We start from the raw sequence: 15,953 nt of genomic DNA on the forward strand, positions 1-15,953 counted from the left end.
GCCGGAACGGCCCTCGCCGGTGCCGCCCGCCCCGCCGGTACCGCCGGAGCCCGCCGCACCGCCGGACCCGCCGACGCCACCGCCCGGGTGCGGCGCGGGACTTGTGTTCGCACCGCCCGCCGCACCGCCGCCCGCACCGCCGTCGGGAGCGCCCGGCCCCGGCACCGGGACCACCCCGGCCCCCGCGCCGCTCGACCCCGGCGCCGAGTCGCCGGGCGCCGGGACGGTGGCCCCGTTCGACCCGGCGTCGCCCTGGAGGCCCCCCGGCCGCTCGGGGTGGCCCGAGGCCCCGCCCGCACGCCCCGTCCCCGGGGAGGCCGAGGACCCGCCCGTCGCCCCCGGCCGGACCGCCGGACCGGCCTGCCCGACCGGCGCCACGCCGTGCTTCTCCTCCGCGGCCGGGCCGACCGACATGCACCCCGTCAGCCCCAGCCCGGCCATCGTCAGCAGCGCCGCCGCCCGTACCGCACGCGAGCGCGGGACCGCCGCCGCCCGCCCCTGAGCCGTACGGGCGGCGGCCAGCCGCACCCGCACCGCCCGTACCGCCCGCACCGTCCGCGCCGCCCGCACCGAAGCCACTGAGGTCCCTCTCTACCGCCCCACCCGGGCCGCCCACTCGCGCGCGGCCGCTTTCGGTGCCCAACGCGCGCCCGGCCCGGCGGGACACGGGCAGCGGGCAAGCTCGCCCGGCGGAGGCGGTGCGGGGCGCGCCCTCCGACGCCCGCTCCGGTGCCCGCTCCGCCGCCCGCTTCGGCCCCGCTCCGGCGCCCGCGCCGCCGGCCGCCTCGGCGCACGCTCCGGCGCCCGGTCAGCCCCAGAGCGCCGTGGCCAGCTCCGCGCCCGCGAACACCGCGGCCAGCCCCGCCGCCACGCTGCCGGCCACATTGACCAGCGCGTACCGCCCGGCGCCGGTCTCGGCCAGCCGCAGGGTCTCGTACGAGAAGGTCGAGTAGGTGGTCAGTGCCCCGCAGAGCCCCGTCCCCAGCAGCAGCTGGACCTGCGAGGAGGCCGCGCCCGCCGCCACCGCGCCGGTCACCAGCCCGAGGATCAGGCAGCCGACCACGTTCACCGTGAACGTGCCCCACGGGAACACCGAGTCGTGCCGGGACTGCACCGCCCGGTCGGTCAGGTACCGCAGCGGCGCGCCGACCACCGCGCCCGCCACCACCAGCAACCAGTTCACTCCGCCGTCTCCCCCGGGCCCGCCGTCCCCCCGCGGCCCGGTCCCCTGCCCGGGTCCCGGCCCGCGTAGGTGACCACCTCGCAGCGGTCCAGCAGCACCAGGCCCTCCGCCACCATCCCGTCCAGCTGCGGCAGGAACGCCCGCACCCGCTCCTCCTCGTCCACGATCACCACCGCCACCGGCAGGTCCTCGCTCAGCGACAGCAGCCGCGTGGTGTGCACCAGCGACGACGCCCCGAACCCCTCGATCCCCCGGAACACGCTCGCCCCGGCCAGCCCGGCCGCCCTGGCCCGGTGCACGATCTCGCTGTACAGCGGGCGGTGGTGCCACCGGTCGCTCTCCCCGACCAGCACCGTCAGCCGCAGCGCGGGCCCGCCCAGCCGGCTCACCGCGCACCCCGTCCGGCGCCGCGGCGGACCGCCCGGGGGATCAGACGCCGGGTCAGCCCGGCCGCCGCCCACACCGCCACCAGCGCGCCCACCAGCGTCAGCCCGAGGTAGGCCAGGGCCGGCCCGGGCCGGCCGCCCTCCAGCAACCGGCGGATGTCGACGGCGTACGTCGAGAAGGTGGTGAACCCGCCCAGCACGCCGGTGCCGAAGAACGGCCGCACCAGCGGATGCGGCTGGCGCCCCTCGGTGATCACCACCAGGAACACCCCGATCACCGCGCAGCCCACCACGTTGACCAGCAGCGTCGTCCACGGGAAGGCCGACGGCCCGGTCTGCCAGACGAGCCCGGCCGCGTACCGCGCGGTCGCCCCGATCGCCCCGCCCGCGGCGACCACCGCCACCGCCCGCCCCTGCCCGCGCAGCACCGGCGGCCGGCCGGGACCGCGGCCGGCGCGGGCCCGCACCACGGCGTCGTTCACGGCGCCCTCCGAGGTCGTCACAGCCCCATCAAACACCGGGCTCCGCCACCTGGCACACCGTCATCCGACACCGGACAATGATCCGGTGGAGATGACCCGGGAAGAGTTCGAAACGCTGGTCAGCGATGCCCTCGACCAGATCCCCCCGCAGCTCGCGGCCATGATGGACAACGTCGCGGTCTTCGTCGAGGACGAACCCGACCCGAGCGACCCGGAACTCCTCGGCCTCTACGAGGGCACCCCGCTCACCGAGCGCGGCGAGTGGTACGCGGGCGTGCTGCCCGACCGCATCCTGATCTACCGCGGCCCCACCCTGCGCCACTGCGGGACCCGCGAGCAGGTGGTCGAGGAGGTCCGCACCACGGTCATCCACGAGGTCGCCCACCACTTCGGTTTCGACGACCACGAGCTCGACGAACTCGGCTGGTCCTGACCCCGCCCCGGCCCGCACCCTCACCCGGGCGAAACCCGTTTTGGCGATCCGCCCCGAATCCCATATGCTTCTCGACGTCCCCGAACGCTGGGAGACAGCGGGACAGGCCACAAGCCCTCATCGTCTAGTGGCCCAGGACGCCGCCCTTTCAAGGCGGTAGCACGGGTTCGAATCCCGTTGGGGGCACGCAGTACCGTAGTAAAGTGCAGTGCGCAAGACCGCAAGACCCTGAGTGGTTCGCCACTTCTAGGTCCCGTGGAGCAGTTGGTTAGCTCGCCACCCTGTCAAGGTGGAGGTCGCGGGTTCAAGTCCCGTCGGGATCGCTCGTCTCGCAAGAGACGGTGCAGTACGGCCAGGTAGCTCAGTTGGTACGAGCGTCCGCCTGAAAAGCGGAAGGTCGCCGGTTCGACCCCGGCCCTGGCCACAACCGGGAAGCCCCCGTAGCGAGTTCGCTACGGGGGCTTCGTCGTTCACGCCCCTCGTCGCCGCGCCGGACCTCGGCCGGCTCCGGACGCCGGTCGGGTCGCGCTCGGCCCGTGGAGGCCCCCCTCCCCCCCCGCGGGCGGCTCAGGAGGTTCGGAGCCAGTGGTCCGTGGTGCGCACCTCCGAACCGTCCGCCCGGTAGTAGGTGATGGTCGCGGCGTCGGTGCCCGGCTTCGCCCCGAGGCCGAAGTAGCGGAACGGGGAGTCCCCGACCGTGACCGTCGCCGCCTCGGTGGTGCCTCCGGTCTTCCAGGCGACCACGACCCTCGTGACCTCGGCCTGGACCCCTTCGATCACCACCGCCGGCACGCCCGCGTCGTGGTGGAGGCCGAGTGACGCCCCTCCGACGGCTCCCGGGTACCCGCCCGGGGCGGAGACCGCGTGCAGGGAGTCGTCGACCTGCCGCCGGCCGTCGACGGTGAAGTAGTAGTTCACCAGGTCGGTGCCCGGGCCCCAGTTGCTCTCGACGTCCTTCGGGACGACCTGCTTCACGTCCGGGGAGGCGGCGGCCCGCTCCGCCCGGATCAGCCGGGCCTGCTTGACGGCGTCCTCCTTGGCGGCCGGGGTCGGCCACAGCGCGGCCCAGGCCTGCCAGGTGTGGCCGTTCGCCGTGCCCTCGGCGACTTTGACCCGGACGGGGGTGAACGGGTCCCGGGTCGCGGACGCGCTCGCCGCCGAAGGAGTGGCCGAGGCAGCGGCCGAAGCGGTGGCCGAACCCGCGGCCGGAGCGGTGGCCGGAGCGCCCGGGGAGCCGGGGGCGGCCGCCGCGGAGACCGAGGCCGGCGCCACCGCCACGGTCGGGACCGCCTGCCGACCGCGCTCGCCGAGCACCGCCGTCCCCCCGGCGATGCCCGCGACCAGCACCGCCGCCGCCCCGGCGGTCAGCAGCCGCCGTCGCCGCAGCCGCCGCCGGCCGCCGGCGATCAGCCGGTCGTACGGCACCGCGCCGGTCTCGACGCTCCCGGCCAGTTCGTCCAGCGCCCGTACCGTCGCCGGCCCGTCGCCGCCCTGCGTGTCCCCAGGCAGGTACCCGTCGCTCATCTTGTCCCTCCGGTGCTCGTCAGTCCGATGAGTGAGGAGGCCCCGCGGAGCTTGGCCAGCCCTCTGGCGGCCTGGCTCTTCACCGTCCCGACCGCGCAGCCCATCGCCGCCGCGGTCTGGGTCTCGCTGAGGTCCTCCCAGTACCGCAGCACCACGGCCTGGCGCTGGCGCGGTGGCAGGGTGTCGAGCGCGGCGAGCAGCACGGCCCGGTCGTCGGGGTCGGCGCCGGCCGGCGCGGGCCGGTCCGGGAACGCGGTGACCGGGTGCTCGACCAGCCGCCGCCGGAACCGTCTGGCGTGCTCGTTGAAGACGATCCGGCGCACGTAGGCGTACGGGTCGTCGGCGGCACGAACCCTGTTCCAGGCCGCGTACGCCCGTTCCAGTGCTTGCTGGACCAGGTCCTCGGCGCCGTGGCGGTCCCCCGCGAGCAGGTACGCCGTCCTGAGCAGCCGTGACCACGTGCTGCCGACGAACGCCCGGAACTCCTCGTCCCGGGCGGTCTTGTGGGCTCCCATGAGCACCTCCTCACCCTCCCGGAGCCCGGGACGCCCGCGGACCGTTGCCCGTCGTTCGCGATTCGCCGCCGACGGCTGTGACACTGGAGGGGCTCGAAAACCGAGGTGCGCTCCGCCGTGCCTCCTTGCGAACCTAGAGGGATGCCCGCAGTGAGTTCTCCCGCAGTCCAGTCCGCCGCCGTACCCGCCGAGGGTCCCGGAATCGGCGAGCTGGCCGTCCGTCTGCCCGAGCTGACCCTGCGCGACCAGGTGCGGATCGGGCGCCGGCTGGAGGGGGCCCGTCGGGTCCGCAAGCCCGAGGCCCGGCAGAAGATCGCCACCGAGATCGCCGCCGACATCGACCGCGCCGAGCTGGTCGTCGAGCGCCGCCGGCAGGCCGTCCCGAAGATCGGCTATCCCGCCGAACTCCCGGTCAGCCAGAAGAAGGACGAGATCCTGGCCGCGATCCGGGACCACCAGGTGGTGATCGTCGCGGGCGAGACCGGTTCCGGCAAGACGACCCAGATCCCGAAGATCTGCCTGGAACTCGGCCGTGGCGTGCGCGGCCTGGTCGGCCACACCCAGCCGCGCCGGATCGCCGCCCGCACCGTGGCCGAGCGGGTCGCGGAGGAGCTGGACAGCCCGCTGGGCGGGGCGGTCGGCTGGAAGGTCCGGTTCACCGACCAGGTCGGCCCGGACACCCTGGTCAAGCTGATGACGGACGGCATCCTGCTCGCGGAGATCCAGACCGACCGCGACCTGCACCAGTACGACACCCTGATCATCGACGAGGCGCACGAGCGCAGCCTCAACATCGACTTCATCCTCGGCTACGTCAAGCAGCTGCTCCCCCGCCGGCCCGACCTCAAGGTCGTGATCACCTCGGCGACCATCGACCCGGAGCGCTTCGCCCGGCACTTCGGCGACGCCCCGATCATCGAGGTCTCCGGGCGCACCTACCCGGTCGAGGTCCGCTACCGGCCGCTCGTCGAGGACGGGGCCGAGGAGGACGAGGACAGCACCGAGGCCGACCGCGACCGGGACCAGGTCCAGGCGATCTGCGACGCCGCCGAGGAGCTCCAGGCCGAGGGCCCCGGCGACATCCTGGTCTTCCTCTCCGGCGAGCGCGAGATCCGCGACACCGCCGACGCCCTCGGCAAGCTGAAGCTGAAGAACACCGAGATCCTGCCGCTGTACGCCCGGCTCAGCTCGGCCGAGCAGCACAAGGTCTTCCAGCGCTCGCGCAGCCGCCGGATCGTACTGGCCACCAACGTGGCCGAGACCTCGCTGACCGTCCCGGGCATCAAGTACGTGATCGACCCGGGCACCGCCCGGATCTCCCGCTACAGCCACCGCACCAAGGTGCAGCGGCTGCCGATCGAGGCGATCAGCCAGGCCAGCGCCAACCAGCGCAAGGGCCGCTGCGGCCGCACCTCGGACGGCATCTGCATCCGGCTCTACTCGGAGGAGGACTTCCTCTCCCGCCCCGAGTTCACCGACGCCGAGATCCTGCGCACCAACCTGGCCTCGGTGATCCTCCAGATGACCGCGGCCGGCCTCGGTGACATCGCCGCCTTCCCGTTCCTGGACCCGCCGGACTCGCGCAACATCAAGGACGGCGTCCACCTGCTGCACGAGCTGGGGGCGCTCGACCCGGACGAGAAGGACCCGCGCAAGCGCCTGACCCCGCTGGGCCGCAAGCTCGCCCAGCTCCCGGTGGACCCGCGGATGGCCCGCATGGTGCTGGAGGCGGACCGCAACGGCTGCGTCCGCGACGTCATGGTGATCGCCGCCGCGCTCTCCATCCAGGACCCGCGCGAGCGCCCGGCCGAGAAGCGCCAGGCCGCCGACGAGCGGCACCGCCGGTTCAACTCGGAGACCTCCGACTTCCTCTCCTACCTGGCGATGTGGCGCTACGTCCGGGAGCAGCAGCGGGAGCTCTCCTCCTCGGCGTTCCGCCGGATGTGCAAGGCGGAGTTCCTCAACTACCTGCGGATACGGGAGTGGCAGGACATCTACGTCCAACTGCGCACCGTCGCCAAGCAGTTGGGCGTCACGATCGAGGAGCCGCACCCGGACGCCGAGCCGGACGCCGACCGGATCCACCAGTCGCTGCTGGCCGGCCTGCTCTCCCACATCGGCCTGTACGACGTGGAGAAGCGCGAGTACGGCGGCGCGCGCGGTGCCCGCTTCGCGGTCTTCCCCGGCTCCGGCCTGTTCAAGAAGCCGCCGCGCTGGGTGATGTCGGCGGAGCTGGTGGAGACCTCCCGGCTGTGGGCGCGGATCAACGCGAAGATCGAGCCGGAGTGGGTCGAGCCGCTGGCCGGCCACCTGATCAAGCGCAGCTACAGCGAGCCGCACTGGGAGAAGAAGGCCGGCGCCGTGCTGGCGTACGAGAAGGTGACCCTCTACGGGATGCCGGTCGTCGCCCAGCGCAAGGTCAACTACGGGCGGATCGACCCGGAGCTCTGCCGTGAGCTGTTCATCCGCAACGCGCTGGTCGAGGGTGACTGGGAGACCCACCACCGGTTCTTCGCGGAGAACCGCAGGCTGCTCGGCGAGGTCGAGGAGCTGGAGAACCGGGCCCGCCGCCGGGACATCCTGGTGGACGACCAGACCCTGTTCGACTTCTACGACGCCCGGCTGCCCGAGGACGTCGTCTCCACCCGGCACTTCGACTCCTGGTGGAAGAAGGCCCGGCACGAGCAGCCGGACCTGCTGAACTTCGAGAAGTCGATGCTCATCAACGACGCCGCGGACGGCGTCACCGAGGCCGACTACCCGGACCACTGGCAGCAGGGCAAGCTCCGCTTCAGGCTGACCTACCAGTTCGAGCCGGGCAGCGACGCGGACGGCGTGACGGTGCACATCCCGCTGCCGGTGCTCAACCAGGTCACCGCGGAGGGCTTCGACTGGCAGATCCCCGGTCTGCGGGAGGAGCTGGTCACGGCGTACATCAAGTCGCTGCCGAAGGCCCTCCGGCGCAACTTCGTCCCCGCGCCGGACTTCGCCAGGGCCGCGCTGCGTGCCGTGAGGGACCGCCAGGCTGATGGCACGTTCGGTTCCGCCGAGGGGCTCCTCCCGGCCCTGGAGCACGCCCTGAAGCGCCTGACGGCGGTCACCGTGCCCCCGGAGGCCTGGGACGACGAACGGGTGCCCGAGCACCTCAAGGTGACCTTCCGGGTGGTGGACGGCAAGCGCCGGCTCGCCGAGTCCAAGGACCTGGAGGAGCTGCGGCTGAAGCTCAAGCCCAAGCTCAAGGAGACGCTCTCCTCGGCCGCTTCCGGCCAGGGCATCGAGCAGAGCGGGCTGACCGCCTGGCCGGCCTCCCTGCCGGTGCTCCAGCGCACCTTCGAGCAGCGCTCGCGCGGCCACTCGATGCGCGCCTACCCGGCCCTGGTGGACGAGGGCCAGTCGGTCGCCGTGAAGCTGTTCGACACCCCGCAGGAGCAGGCCCGGTCGATGTGGGAGGGGACGCGGCGGCTGCTGATGCTGACCACCAACTCCCCGGCCAAGTCGATCCAGGGCCGGCTGGGCAACCAGGCGAAGCTGGCGCTCTCGCACAGCCCGCACGGCTCCATCGGCGCCCTGTTCGAGGACGTCGTGGCGGCGGCGACGGACCGGCTGATGACCCTGGCCGGCGGCCCGGCCTGGGACGAGGCGGCGTTCGGCAAGCTGCACGACAAGGTGCGCGCGGACCTGTACGAGCTGTCCGCGGACACCACGCTGAAGACGGCCACCGCGCTGATCGCCTTCCACAAGGCCTCGACCCGGCTGAAGACGGTGAGCAGCCCGGTGCTGCTGAACGCGGTGAACGACATCCGGCTGCACCTGGCCTCGCTGGTGCACCCGGGCTTCGTGACCGCCACCGGCTGGCAGCGGCTGCCGGACCTCAAGCGCTACCTGCTGGCGGTGGACCGCCGCCTGGAGGCGCTGCCCAACCACCCGCAGCGGGACGCCCAGCAGCTGCTGAAGGTGCAGCAGGTGCAGCAGGCGTACGGGGAGCTGCTGGCGGCCGTCCCGGCCGGGCACCAGCCCTCCGCGGAGGTGCGGGCGATCCGCTGGATGATCGAGGAGCTGCGGGTCAGCTTCTTCGCCCAGTCACTGGGCACGCCGAGCCCGGTCTCGGAGAAGCGGATCGTGAAGGCGATGGAGGCGGCTCGGGCGACGCTCTGACCCGGGCGGTGCCGCGGCCTCCCCGGGCCGCGGCCGTGAGCTGCGGGTGGGCCTTCAGGAGCCGGTTCGACCTGGGGGCCCACCATGGGCTACAGTCTGTCTTGTTCGCAGCGCGGCAAGCGAGTGAACGAGATCAGGAAAACCTGGTCCCGTGGAGCAGTTGGTTAGCTCGCCACCCTGTCAAGGTGGAGGTCGCGGGTTCAAGTCCCGTCGGGATCGCCGCAATGCGAGAGGCCCGGAACCGTTCAGGTTCCGGGCCTCTCGCTTTTGGCCTTTCGGCCCTTTTACCCCGGCCAGGTCTAGACCACAAGTGACAGACGGTGTGACAGTCGTCACGGTAACCCCTCCGGAGCCGGCCCCCCGAAGCCCCTCTCCAGAACCCCACTAATTTAATATGTAAAATTGTACAGGTATTCACTGTAAATCCCCCCCGCCCCGGGCGCATCAAATCGTTATCCGGAGTTCAGGATTCCGACCACTTGACCGACGCCGAACACCCGCGCGCGGGCACGACAAAGGGGCCGCTTACCGGACCCGGCGGAGTCCGGTAAGCGGCCCCTTTAAAGAGCCTTTGGCCTATCAGGCCTCAGTGCGCTGGGCGGGAATCCCAGCAAGCAGAGCACGCACCTCCGCCTCACGGTAACGGCGGTGACCACCGAGCGTGCGAATCGACGTCAGCTTGCCCGCCTTGGCCCAGCGAGTGACCGTCTTCGGGTCCACGCGGAACATGGTGGCAACCTCTGCCGGCGTCAGCAGCGGCTCAGCATCAGGGGTACGAGCGGTCATGAGCGGCCTCCTCGGGAGAACCGAACCAGGGCGGTTCTATCCTTCAAATTCTGCACCTTGGCCCGCGATGCCCGAAATGGCATAGACGGGCCGAGTCGGTTATAGGACGAACGGCTTGTCCTGGTGTCTACAACTACACCATCCGTCCAGCCCTATCGACCAAACCGCCAAAATTGACCCCTCACGGGTTCAAGGCCGACGGATGGCGATGGACCACCCCATAACGGACAGTCACATAGTGATGACATCCGGTTACGGGGGGACCAGACCCTCCGTTTCCCCGCAAAGCACGCATCGACTCCAGAACCACCCAAAAGTGGGCACGCTCACGTGAAGTTGGGCTGGTTGTCCCATTTTTGCACATAGGGGTAAGTTCGCGTCAACGGTGAGTAGTGTCACGTTCGGCAGCTATTGACCCGAACCAGGACCTTGGTCATCACCCTCGCAGTGCCAAGGACCCTTACAGTCATACACGCACGGTCGGACGTCAGTTCGCGTGCCGAAGTGCCAGCACCCGACGCCAGCGCACCGTCAGTTCCCCGTACACGCGCAGTGCCTCGGCCGTGTCCCCCGCCCGCAGCGCGCGCAGCCCCTCCTCCAGTTCCCCCGCCGAACGGTCCGCCAACAACCGTTCCGGGCCCAGCAGATGCACCAGGCCCCCGTAGTCCAGCTCCACCAGCGAACGCGGGTGGAACTCCTCCAGCCAGCGCCCGACCCGCTCGGCCCCCCGCACCAGCTCCCCGTCCGGCACCGCCTCGCGCAGCGCCCGGAAGGCCCGTGCCACCCGCCGCCGCGCCTGCGCCATCGGCACCAGGTAGAACAGCGCCGCCGGCCGGCCCCCGTACTCCCCTCCCCCCTCCCCCACCCCTTCCTTCCCATCCGGCGGACCGTCCACGCCCCCGTCCACCGCCCCGTCCACCGCCGCGCCCCCGCCCGGCACGAAGCAGCGGTCCTCGTCCCCGAACGGCAGGAACCAGCGCACCGGCACCTCCCAGCGGCTGGTCAGGATCCACGGCCGGGCGTCCGGGTGCTCGGCCCGCCAACGCTCCCGGTCCGCCTCGGCGGCCGCCCGGGCCACCGGCGGCAGCGCGGTGTCCAGCAGCGCCACCGGCGCCCCGGCCCGCAGCTCCTCCAGCGCCTGCCAGCTGCGCAGCCTGGTCGCCCACGGGCAGACGTACAGTACGCCGTCCACCATCCGCAGGTACGCCCGCCCGCTCTCCCGCTCGGGCAGCGCCCGGGGCGTGCGGGCGGCCAGCCCGACCAGCGCCTCCCGCTGCTCCTCCAGCACCGCCTCCGCGACCGGCTGGGCCGCCTCCGCGGCGTCCGGCCCGTGCTCCGCCGCCCAGGCCTGCCAGTGCGCCCGCTCGGGCTCCGGATAGGCGGCCAACGGCTCGTAGACCCGCAGGTGGGCGGCGTAGGGCGGCTGTACGGAAGTACGTACGACGGTCACGTCCTGCATGGTCGCACGCGCCGCCCGGCCCGGGGAGAGCGCGCCCCCGAACCGTTCGCGTCCGCACCCGCGCACCCCTTCCCGTCTCACCCCTCGGACGACCGGCCCCAGCTCGGACAAGACAGCGGATCGACGGCCTCCGCGCGGCTACGCTTCGCCCTAGGCGCCCGCACCACAGCAGCGGGCCTTCATTACTGGAGTCACCACAGTGACCGACGTACAGACCCCCGCCACGCACCCCGCACCCGGCGTGCTCAGCAGGATCTTCCGTACCGAACAGGACGGCGCCCCCGGCGACGGTCACGAGCAGGTCGTCCTCTGCCACGACCGCAGCTCGGGCCTGAAGGCGATCATCGCCATCCACTCGACCGCCCTGGGCCCGGCCCTCGGCGGCACCCGCTTCTTCCCGTACGCCTCCGAGGAGGCGGCGCTGGAGGACGCGCTCAACCTGTCCCGCGGAATGTCCTACAAGAACGCGCTGGCCGGACTGGACCTCGGCGGCGGCAAGGCCGTCATCATCGGCGACCCGAACAAGGACAAGAACGAGGCGATGCTCCGGGCCTACGGCCGCTTCGTCGAGTCCCTGCGCGGCCGCTACGTCACCGCCTGCGACGTGGGCACCTACGTCCAGGACATGGACGTCATCGCCCGCGAGACCGAGTTCGTGACCGGCCGCTCGCCGGAGCACGGCGGCGCCGGCGACTCGTCCATCCTGACCGCCTTCGGCGTCTTCCAGGGCATGCGCGCCACCGCCCAGGCCCGCTGGGGCCAGCCGACCCTGCGCGGCAAGCGGGTCGGCGTCGCGGGCGTCGGCAAGGTCGGCCACTACCTGGTCGGCCACCTGGTCGCGGACGGTGCCACCGTCGTCGTCACCGACCCCTTCGAGGCCGCGGTCAACCGCGTGCGCGCCGCCCACCCCGAGGTGGAGGTGGTCGCCGACACCGCCGCCCTGCTCCAGGCCAAGCTGGACGTCTACGCCCCCTGCGCCCTCGGCGGCGCGCTGACCGACGACACGGTCGCCGCACTGGGCGAGTTCGGCACCTCGATCGTCTGCGGCGCGGCCAACAACCAGCTGGCCCACCCGGGCGTCGAGAAGGACCTGGCCGACCGCGGCATCCTCTACGCGCCGGACTACCTGGTGAACTCCGGCGGCGTCATCCAGGTCGCCGACGAGATCGACGGCTTCAACTTCGAGCGGGCCAAGAACAAGGCCACGAAGATCTTCGACACCACCCTGGAGATCTTCACCCGGGCCACCGCCGACGGCGTCCCGCCGGCCGTCGCCGCCGACCGCCTGGCCGAGAAGCGGATGCGCGAGATCAGCGCCCTGCGCACGGTGCTGCTGCCGAGCGCCCGCCGCGCCTGATCGGGCCGGCGACCGACCGCGTGACGCGCGGGGGGCAGTCACCACGGCCCCCCGCGCATCACGATGTGGAACCGGATTCTCACTTCTCCGCCCGAACGGGTGATCCGAGGTCCCCCTTGGGGGGATAATCGATCCCGGAACGACGGAGCCAAGCCACCACCGAACAGCGCGCAAACCGCCGCAAAACCTCCGCTGACCTGGGAAGACCCGGTCGCGGGCGCGGTCTGTGCGCGCCACGTCACACCGACGACGTACCGTCCGGCGGCGGAAACAGGTACCGTTAATGCTCCAGGGGACGGCTTCTCCACTTCGGGCAGGCCGATCCCGAACATGAACACGTGTCAGACTCGGGGCCGTGAGCCCCGCCGTTGAGGGGGTCGACCCATGGGGCGCGGCCGGGCCAAGGCCAAGCAGACGAAGGTCGCCCGCCAGCTGAAGTACAACAGCGGCGGCTTCGACGCTAACCGTCTGTCCAACGAGCTGGGCGTATCGCCGTCCACCGCTTCGATCGAGCCTGAGCCGATCGAGGAAGAGGACGACGACGACCCGTACGCGGAGTACGCAGCCCGCTACGGCGACCTCGACGACGAGGACGACAACGAGCCGGGCGCCGGGCCGTCACGGGCCTCCCGCCGCTCGTAACCACAGCATTCCCGCAGGCCGGTCCGGACGCCCAGGGCGCCGGGCCGGTCTTCGGCGTTCCCTCGTCCGGGACCGGACCCTGTCCCCGCGGTGGCCCCCACCGCACGCGAGAGGGCCCCTCCGGTGCTCCGGAGGGGCCCTCTCGACGTCACCGTGCGGGTCAGCTCGCCCGGAAGCCCTCGTAGGCGTTGTAGAGAGCAGCACCGTCCTCGTGCTCGTCGGTGCGCTCGACGATGTCGCCGAGCAGCCAGGCCTCCACGCCGCGGTCCTCCAGGATCGACAGCACGACGTCCACCGAGTGCGGCGGGACGACCGCGACCATGCCGACGCCCATGTTCAGCGTCTTCTCGATCTCCAGGGTGGCCACCCGGCCGACCTCGGCGACGGTCTGGAAGACCGGCAGCGGGGTCCAGGTGCCGCGGTCCAGGCGGGCGTGCAGGCCGGCCGGGATGACCCGGGCCAGGTTGGCCGCCAGGCCGCCGCCGGTGACGTGCGAGAAGGCGTGCACCTCGGTGGCGCGGGTGAGCGCCAGGCAGTCCAGCGAGTAGATCCGGGTCGGCTCCAGCAGCTCCTCGCCGAGGGTGCGGCCGAACTCCTCGACCTTGCGGTCCAGCTTCCAGCCGGCCTCGTTCAGCAGCACGTGGCGGACCAGCGAGTAGCCGTTGGAGTGCAGGCCGGAGGCCGCCATCGCGATCACCACGTCGCCGGCCCGGACCCGGTCCGCGCCGAGCAGCGCGTCGGCCTCCACCACACCGGTGCCGGCGCCCGCGACGTCGTACTCGTCCGGGCCCAGCAGGCCGGGGTGCTCGGCGGTCTCGCCACCGACCAGGGCGCAGCCGGCCAGCGCACAGCCCTCGGCGATGCCCTTGACGATCGCGGCGACCCGCTCCGGGACGACCTTGCCGACGCAGATGTAGTCGGTCATGAACAGCGGCTCGGCGCCGCACACGACCAGGTCGTCGACGACCATGCCGACCAGGTCGTGGCCGATGGTGTCGTGCTTGTCCATGGCGGCGGCGATGGCCACCTTGGTCCCCACGCCGTCGGTGGCCGAGGCCAGCAGCGGCCGCTCGTAGTTCTTGAAGGCGGACGCGTCGAAGAGGCCGGCGAAGCCGCCGAGACCGCCGACCACCTCGGGGCGGTTGGCCTTCTTCACCCACTGCTTCATGAGCTCGACGGCGCGGTCGCCCGCCTCGATGTCGACACCGGCGGCGGCGTAGGTGGCGCCGTTCTGGTTGCTGGTCACTGCGTGCGGCCCTCTCGGGTCAGGGGGGGTTGGAACAGCGGTGGGGCCCCGTTTCTCGGGACCCCACCGTGAGAACGCTTACGGCCGGCGCAGCGCGTCGGCCGCGCCCGCCCCGCCGAGCAGCGACTGGACGCCGTCCAGGTCGCTGCCGCTGGTCGGCTTGCCGCGGACGGCGGGCTGCGCCTGGCCGCCCTTGATCTCGGCCTCCAGCAGGAGCTTGCCGAGGAGCGCCGGGTCCGGCAGCTCCATCGGGTACTCGCCGTCGAAGCAGGCCCGGCAGAGCTTGTCCTTGGGCTGCTTGGTGGCCTCGATCATGCCGTCGATCGAGATGTAGGCGAGCGAGTCCGCGCCGAGGGTGCGGCCGATCTCCTCGATGGTCATGCCGTTGGCGATCAGCTCCGCGCGGGTGGCGAAGTCGATGCCGAAGAAGCAGGGCCACTTCACCGGCGGCGAGGAGATCCGGATGTGGACCTCGGCGGCGCCCGCCTCGCGCAGCATCTTCACCAGGGCGCGCTGGGTGTTGCCGCGCACGATCGAGTCGTCCACGACCACCAGGCGCTTGCCGGCGATGACCTCGCGCAGCGGGTTGAGCTTGAGCCGGATGCCGAGCTGACGGATGGTCTGGCTGGGCTGGATGAAGGTGCGGCCCACGTAGGCGTTCTTCACCAGGCCGGAGCCGTACGGGATGCCGCTGGCCTCGGCGTAGCCGATCGCGGCGGGAGTGCCGGACTCGGGCGTCGCTATCACCAGGTCGGCCTCGACGGGCGCCTCCTTCGCCAACCGGCGGCCCATCTCCACGCGGGAGAGGTGCACGTTGCGGCCGGAGATGGAGGTGTCGGGGCGGGCCAGGTAGACGTACTCGAACACGCAGCCCTTGGGCTTGGCCTCGGCGAACCGGGAGCTGCGCATGCCGTTCTCGTCGATGGCGATGAGCTCGCCGGGCTCGACCTCGCGGATGAAGGACGCGCCGCAGATGTCCAGCGCCGCCGTCTCGGAGGCGACCACCCAGCCGCGCTCCAGCCGGCCGAGCACCAGCGGGCGGATGCCCTGCGGGTCGCGGGCGGCGTAGAGGGTGTGCTCGTCCATGAAGACGAGCGAGAAGGCGCCCTTGACCTTGGGCAGCACGACCTTGGCCGTCTCCTCGATGGAGAGGTCAGGGTGGCCGGCGAGCAGGGCCGTCACCAGGTCGGTGTCGTTGGTCGCGGCGGTCCGGCCGGAGCGCGAGACGTGCTCCTCGCCGGGCAGCTCGGCGACCATGGCCGCCAGTTCGGCGGTGTTCACCAGGTTTCCGTTGTGCCCGAGGGCCAGCGAACCGTTGACGGTCGCCCGGAAGGTCGGCTGGGCGTTCTCCCAGACCGAGGAACCGGTGGTCGAGTAGCGGGCGTGTCCGACGGCGATATGCCCGTGCAACGACCCCAGCGAGGCCTCGTCGAAGACCTGGGAGACGAGTCCCATGTCCTTGAAGACGAGAATCTGGGAGCCGTTGCTCACTGCGATGCCCGCGGATTCCTGACCGCGGTGCTGCAGGGCGTAAAGGCCGAAGAACGTGAGCTTGGCGACCTCCTCGCCGGGAGCCCAGACACCGAAGACGCCACAAGCGTCCTGGGGGCCTTTCTCACCGGGAAGAAGATCGTGGTTGAGTCTTCCGTCACCACGTGGCACGCCTTCGAGTCTAGGGCAGTTGACCAGGGCTTCCGGACCCCGGGACTGGGGGTTTGTCCGCCGACCCGGAGTTAACGCGCGTAGACAAAACCCCTTACAGGTCCGGGATTTCGGGTGGGGGGA

The 15,953-nt window shown here is 72.0% G+C and carries 14 protein-coding genes and 4 tRNA genes; 9 read left to right on the forward strand and 9 right to left on the reverse strand.

What is annotated here, in order from left to right:
• Positions 1 to 103 precede the first annotated feature (103 nt).
• Positions 104 to 502 (forward strand): hypothetical protein, encoded by a 399-nt coding sequence (locus ACWDBE_RS12085; RefSeq protein ID WP_449807902.1) that lies wholly within the window; start codon positions 104 to 106, stop codon positions 500 to 502.
• A 306-nt stretch (positions 503 to 808) separates the two neighbouring features.
• On the opposite strand, the gene crcB (ACWDBE_RS12090) is transcribed toward ACWDBE_RS12085, so the two are convergent.
• From crcB (ACWDBE_RS12090) to crcB (ACWDBE_RS12100), 3 genes are read right to left on the reverse strand one after another with little or no spacing between them, the layout of a single operon-like run.
• Positions 809 to 1,183: a fluoride efflux transporter CrcB gene (gene crcB / locus ACWDBE_RS12090; protein WP_449807903.1), complete on the reverse strand. Its 375-nt coding sequence runs from the start codon at positions 1,181 to 1,183 to the stop codon at positions 809 to 811.
• Complete coding sequence (locus ACWDBE_RS12095; protein WP_449807904.1) at positions 1,180 to 1,572, reverse strand: DUF190 domain-containing protein; 393 nt, start codon at positions 1,570 to 1,572, stop codon at positions 1,180 to 1,182. Before ACWDBE_RS12095 ends, crcB (ACWDBE_RS12090) begins: the two co-directional genes overlap by 4 nt.
• Positions 1,569 to 2,072, reverse strand: a complete 504-nt coding sequence (crcB, locus tag ACWDBE_RS12100) for a fluoride efflux transporter CrcB (RefSeq protein WP_449807905.1) — start codon at positions 2,070 to 2,072, stop codon at positions 1,569 to 1,571. Before crcB (ACWDBE_RS12100) ends, ACWDBE_RS12095 begins: the two co-directional genes overlap by 4 nt.
• 70 nt (positions 2,073 to 2,142) lie before the next feature.
• Between crcB (ACWDBE_RS12100) and ACWDBE_RS12105 the strand changes: the two genes are divergently transcribed.
• The 4 genes from ACWDBE_RS12105 (at position 2,143) to ACWDBE_RS12120 (ending at position 2,908) form a co-directional block, all read left to right on the forward strand.
• Positions 2,143 to 2,484, forward strand: a complete 342-nt coding sequence (locus tag ACWDBE_RS12105) for a metallopeptidase family protein (RefSeq protein ID WP_449788048.1) — start codon at positions 2,143 to 2,145, stop codon at positions 2,482 to 2,484.
• A gap of 113 nt (positions 2,485 to 2,597) precedes the next feature.
• Positions 2,598 to 2,670 (forward strand) — tRNA-Glu (locus tag ACWDBE_RS12110).
• Positions 2,671 to 2,733: 63 nt separating this feature from the next.
• Positions 2,734 to 2,807, forward strand: a tRNA-Asp gene (locus ACWDBE_RS12115).
• Between the two features lie 27 nt (positions 2,808 to 2,834).
• Positions 2,835 to 2,908 (forward strand) — tRNA-Phe (locus ACWDBE_RS12120).
• A 143-nt stretch (positions 2,909 to 3,051) separates the two neighbouring features.
• Here ACWDBE_RS12120 and ACWDBE_RS12125 read toward each other — a convergent pair.
• Both ACWDBE_RS12125 and ACWDBE_RS12130 read right to left on the reverse strand, forming a co-directional pair.
• Positions 3,052 to 4,008 (reverse strand): hypothetical protein, encoded by a 957-nt coding sequence (locus ACWDBE_RS12125; RefSeq protein ID WP_449807906.1) that lies wholly within the window; start codon positions 4,006 to 4,008, stop codon positions 3,052 to 3,054.
• The gene (locus ACWDBE_RS12130) at positions 4,005 to 4,523 is read right to left on the reverse strand and encodes a SigE family RNA polymerase sigma factor (protein WP_449807907.1); all 519 of its coding nucleotides are present in this window, start codon (positions 4,521 to 4,523) and stop codon (positions 4,005 to 4,007) included. The genes ACWDBE_RS12125 and ACWDBE_RS12130 overlap by 4 nt, the downstream gene beginning before the upstream one ends.
• 141 nt (positions 4,524 to 4,664) lie before the next feature.
• Here ACWDBE_RS12130 and hrpA point away from each other — a divergent pair, with 141 nt between their 5' ends.
• Positions 4,665 to 8,678, forward strand: coding sequence for an ATP-dependent RNA helicase HrpA (hrpA, locus tag ACWDBE_RS12135; RefSeq protein ID WP_449807908.1), 4,014 nt, complete (start codon positions 4,665 to 4,667; stop codon positions 8,676 to 8,678).
• Between the two features lie 145 nt (positions 8,679 to 8,823).
• Positions 8,824 to 8,897, forward strand: a tRNA-Asp gene (locus tag ACWDBE_RS12140).
• A 360-nt stretch (positions 8,898 to 9,257) separates the two neighbouring features.
• Here the strand turns inward: ACWDBE_RS12140 and bldC are convergent.
• Positions 9,258 to 9,464, reverse strand: a complete 207-nt coding sequence (gene bldC / locus ACWDBE_RS12145; protein ID WP_014137253.1) for a developmental transcriptional regulator BldC — start codon at positions 9,462 to 9,464, stop codon at positions 9,258 to 9,260.
• A gap of 487 nt (positions 9,465 to 9,951) precedes the next feature.
• On the reverse strand, positions 9,952 to 10,914 hold the full coding sequence (locus tag ACWDBE_RS12150; protein WP_449807909.1) for a hypothetical protein: 963 nt from the start codon (positions 10,912 to 10,914) through the stop codon (positions 9,952 to 9,954).
• Positions 10,915 to 11,122: 208 nt separating this feature from the next.
• On the opposite strand from ACWDBE_RS12150, the gene ACWDBE_RS12155 reads away from it, so the two are divergent.
• Both ACWDBE_RS12155 and ACWDBE_RS12160 read left to right on the forward strand, forming a co-directional pair.
• Positions 11,123 to 12,280 (forward strand): Glu/Leu/Phe/Val dehydrogenase dimerization domain-containing protein, encoded by a 1,158-nt coding sequence (locus ACWDBE_RS12155; protein ID WP_449788043.1) that lies wholly within the window; start codon positions 11,123 to 11,125, stop codon positions 12,278 to 12,280.
• Between the two features lie 384 nt (positions 12,281 to 12,664).
• Entirely contained in the window at positions 12,665 to 12,922 is a 258-nt protein-coding gene (locus tag ACWDBE_RS12160) for a DUF3073 domain-containing protein (RefSeq protein ID WP_449788042.1), read from the forward strand.
• 160 nt (positions 12,923 to 13,082) lie between these two features.
• Here the strand turns inward: ACWDBE_RS12160 and purM are convergent, their stop codons facing one another.
• The gene (gene purM, locus ACWDBE_RS12165; protein WP_449788041.1) at positions 13,083 to 14,168 is read right to left on the reverse strand and encodes a phosphoribosylformylglycinamidine cyclo-ligase; all 1,086 of its coding nucleotides are present in this window, start codon (positions 14,166 to 14,168) and stop codon (positions 13,083 to 13,085) included.
• A 78-nt stretch (positions 14,169 to 14,246) separates the two neighbouring features.
• Positions 14,247 to 15,830, reverse strand: a complete 1,584-nt coding sequence (gene purF, locus ACWDBE_RS12170) for an amidophosphoribosyltransferase (RefSeq protein WP_392881767.1) — start codon at positions 15,828 to 15,830, stop codon at positions 14,247 to 14,249.
• Positions 15,831 to 15,953: the final 123 nt, after the last annotated feature.

Source organism: Kitasatospora sp. NPDC001132 (assembly GCF_053598415.1).

Coding starts and splice junctions, on each gene's coding strand:
- ACWDBE_RS12105 (WP_449788048.1), top strand. CDS start 2,143: ATGACCCGGGAAGAGTTCGAAACGCTGGTCAGCGATGCCCTCGACCAG.
- ACWDBE_RS12125 (WP_449807906.1), bottom strand. CDS start 4,008: ATGAGCGACGGGTACCTGCCTGGGGACACGCAGGGCGGCGACGGGCCG.
- ACWDBE_RS12130 (WP_449807907.1), bottom strand. CDS start 4,523: ATGGGAGCCCACAAGACCGCCCGGGACGAGGAGTTCCGGGCGTTCGTC.
- hrpA (WP_449807908.1), top strand. CDS start 4,665: ATGCCCGCAGTGAGTTCTCCCGCAGTCCAGTCCGCCGCCGTACCCGCC.
- bldC (WP_014137253.1), bottom strand. CDS start 9,464: ATGACCGCTCGTACCCCTGATGCTGAGCCGCTGCTGACGCCGGCAGAG.
- ACWDBE_RS12160 (WP_449788042.1), top strand. CDS start 12,665: ATGGGGCGCGGCCGGGCCAAGGCCAAGCAGACGAAGGTCGCCCGCCAG.